The organism is Desulfocurvus vexinensis DSM 17965, from assembly GCF_000519125.1.
GTDB classification, from domain to species: Bacteria; Desulfobacterota; Desulfovibrionia; order Desulfovibrionales; family Desulfovibrionaceae; genus Desulfocurvus; species Desulfocurvus vexinensis.
Genome location: NZ_JAEX01000050.1, coordinates 1 through 3,271, shown reverse-complemented (window position 1 = coordinate 3,271; position 3,271 = coordinate 1). Strand labels below are relative to the sequence as shown.

The following is a 3,271-nucleotide window of genomic DNA, read 5'->3' as shown; positions in this document are numbered from 1 at the left end:
AAAATTTTTTCGGGGATTCGTCCATGCGCTCGGGCATGACTTCCGTGCGGGCCAAGAGGCTGCGCGCCCGTTCGCGTATCCTGCCGTAGTGCGAGAAATCGCTCATCAACAGACGCTCGGCGATGTTTCCTCCAGCGGAAAAATTGAAATTGAGGCCGAGATGCGGGTTCTGGTAGACGATGCCGAAGCGGTGGTTTCTCAGCCAGCGCTGCTGTGCCGCATTCAGGCTGAAGAGGTCCCACTGCCGTTCGCTGTCGAAAAAGACGGCTTCGCCGTGCGATGGCGCTTCATCGAAGAAAAGCATTTTCACGATGGTCGATTTGCCGCTGCCGGACTCTCCCATGATGCCGAGAATCTCTCCGGCGTGCAGGTCAAAACTGATATCGGCGGCCGCCACCACCGATCCACAGTGTGGGCAGACATTGCTGCCGGACTCCGGCCCTGTGCTTTCCAGACAGCGAGAGCAGCCAGATCCGTGAATCTTGCCAAGGTTTCTTACTCCAAGAACTTTCTTCATAGCGCGGCCTCACCTGCCGATAATATGTGTGCGACGATTCCCTGATTGCAGTAGTCCGAGTCGGAGCATTGATAGATTCGCACGCCGTCATCGCGGGTGAATTCATCCAAAAAGGAATCCGTCGCGCCGCAACGGTGGCAGGATCGCCGCAGCCCCTGCTCGTCGGTGAAATCCTCGGTTCTGAAAGCGATATCGTCGAAGGCCAACGGCTCCGCGTTGGTGTAGGGCGGCACGGCATAGATTTTTTTTTCACGCCCGGCTCCGAACAGGATCAGCGCGGGCGACTGGTTGAGCTTGGGTATGTCGAAACGTGGAATGGGGCTGGGGTCCAGCACGTAATGCCCGTTGATGCGCGTCGGATAACGGTGCGAGATGGTGATTTCATCGAAACGGACGATGTCTTCGTACAGCTTGGTCAGCAGCCGTGAATAATCCCCCTCGCCGTGCATGATTTTGCGCCGGGCTTCCGAAGGCTCAACGACAACCAGAGGGTCCGGATAAGGAACCTGCAAAACCAGAACCTGGGCGTTCGTCAATTGTCTTTCGGGGACGCGATGACGTGATTGGATGAGCGTCGCCTCCCGGGTCTGTTCCGTTGTGTCCACTCCGGGGCAGGTCAATTCAATAAAATGACGTAAATTGACTGCGTTCACCGAATCATCCGCTCCCTGATCGATAACCTTCAGGGTGTCTCCCCAGCCGATCAGGCTCAGGGTCAGTTGCAGTCCACCCGTGCCGAAGCCTCGCCCCATCGGCATTTCGCGGGAGGCGTAGGGGGTCTGGTAGCCTGGTATGCAGATAGCTTTGAGGATATTTCGCCGGACTTCCCGCTTGGCATACTCATCCAGGAAACCAAAGCTGTATCCGGCTTCATCCTGTGGTAGTTCGTAATATGGGTTCATTTTTTATTTCCTCTTTTTTGCTCTGCTTTCGCCTGGGTCGTGCGCAACCGGTCCATATCCGACTGGAACGTCACATAGTGCGGCATCTTGTAATGGTTCGCGAACCCCATGGAATCCACGCCGTCGACATGCAGGACAACAAATTCCGGATCTTCCGACGGATTCGTCGGACCTTCCTTCATGCCCTTTTGCAGGGCGCGATCCAGTACCGCCATGGATATGGCCTTGGTTTCGTTGTGACCAAAGCAGGCTCCGTAGCCGAGCGTGAACACCGGCTTGCTCTTGTTGTCGCTGTTTTCATACATGGCGACCACCTCGCATTCCGTGATCAGCACCTCGCCGGCCTCAATCTCTTCCCCTGTTACCGGATGGGGTAAGTAAACCGGGAGATAACCGACGCGCAGTTCGGCGATGGTCGGATGAATGTCGCCATAACCCCGCATGTTGGAATAGGCGAGGGCGAGGAGCGATCCGGTCTCGGCCCGCGCCATGCTCGACAGCACCGCCGAGCGCGGAATGGGGAAAATGAGGGGTTCTCTCGTAATGTCGAAAGGCTCGATGTCGTGGGCAGGGGCTTTCGGCAGCAAGCCGTCCTTGCGCAGCGCCTCCACAACCTTGGGAAAGGTTTCCGGCAAAGCATCGCCCGGAGTGTCGGCCATGAACTTCGCGGCGATTTCCCGAAATACCTCGGGAGACTCATCCGCCAGGTCGATCCGCATCAATCGCAGCGCATAATCATAGGTCGGCCCCAGCATCTGCCCTCCTGGTATGTCCTTAAAGGCGCTGGAAATGCGACGGATGACACGCATGCGACTGGTCTCCTGTACCGGCGTCGACATCAGGCGCGGCTTGGTGGAACGATAGGCACGCAGGGCGAATGCCGCCTCAAGCGTGTCCCCTTGCATCTGTTTGATCGCCAGGGCGGCCAGGCGCGGGTGGTACAGCCCACCTTCGGAAACGATTCGTGAGGTGAGCAGACGCAATTGATTCTCGATGGCTGAAAGAGAAAGAGGAACGCCCTGCTCTCCCTCGGCGGCACGCAGCGCTTCAAGCGCTTCCTGTGACCCCTTGATGGCGATGCCGCCACCTTTGATCGCTACATATCCCATGATTTTCCTTCCTTTGTCGTGATCCGGGTGGTGCGCGGCAAGGCAATGACTCGCGACGCGTCGAAGAGAATCATGTCCACCCCCAGGGGAAACGCACCATTCCACTCCTGCCGCTTGCACAACCAGGCCGCGCCCAGGCCCGAGCAGGCGACTTCCTTTACCGATTGAATTCCAGGGCCTCGCAATACCAGAGGTTCGCCCCGGCCGAGGTGTTCAACACGCAGAATGATGGTCGCTCCCATTTCGGGGCACTCCAGAGAACCGAGGCCGGGAGAAAACATCGGTGCAATGTCGCCGCGAGCGACGATGAACCGCGCTTTTTCCGGTGTCTCCCTGTTTGTCTCAAGTTTTGACCAGTCATGATCGTCAATCATGTGATGCGGGTCGGCGACGGTGACTTCTCCATCGGTCAAGGTTGCCAAAATCATGCGCAACACGGTGAAATCCTTGTTCTGGATTTCCGGCGTCATGGCTTCAATACGGCCAGGGAAGGAGAAGGCGGTCATCAGTTTGCGAAAAGAGAGTTGCTGCGCCGCTGGTGACCATACGGAGGCGAGTGCTTTGCTGTTTAAGTCAGTGTTCATATGTCATTGTCCTCGCCAGTTGCATCGAGCAGAGAAAAATCGACGCGGGTGCGCTTGAGGATCACGCTGCGGGAAGCTTCATCGCGCAAAAGCCGCCTTGCTCCTTCCTCAAGTAAAATTTCGATGTTTTCGCTGCCATTCAATTTATTGGCAAGAACA

At 57.0% G+C, this 3,271-nt stretch carries 4 protein-coding genes; all 4 read right to left on the bottom strand.

The window, feature by feature from the left end; genetic code table 11:
• Window positions 1–517, bottom strand: a 517-nt coding sequence (locus tag G495_RS0114490) for an ATP-binding cassette domain-containing protein (RefSeq protein ID WP_028588359.1), incomplete at its 3' end; no start/stop codon positions are given.
• Window positions 514–1,419 carry an alpha-D-ribose 1-methylphosphonate 5-phosphate C-P-lyase PhnJ gene (locus G495_RS19480; RefSeq protein WP_035252512.1) on the bottom strand — a complete coding sequence of 302 codons (906 nt, stop codon included), beginning with the start codon at window positions 1,417–1,419 and terminating at the stop codon, window positions 514–516. The genes G495_RS19480 and G495_RS0114490, both read right to left, overlap by 4 nt.
• On the bottom strand, window positions 1,416–2,528 hold the full coding sequence (locus G495_RS0114480; protein ID WP_022661747.1) for a carbon-phosphorus lyase complex subunit PhnI: 1,113 nt from the start codon (window positions 2,526–2,528) through the stop codon (window positions 1,416–1,418). Before G495_RS0114480 ends, G495_RS19480 begins: the two co-directional genes overlap by 4 nt.
• On the bottom strand, window positions 2,516–3,112 hold the full coding sequence (gene phnH, locus G495_RS21395) for a phosphonate C-P lyase system protein PhnH (RefSeq protein WP_084458339.1): 597 nt from the start codon (window positions 3,110–3,112) through the stop codon (window positions 2,516–2,518). Before phnH ends, G495_RS0114480 begins: the two co-directional genes overlap by 13 nt.
• Window positions 3,113–3,271: the final 159 nt, after the last annotated feature.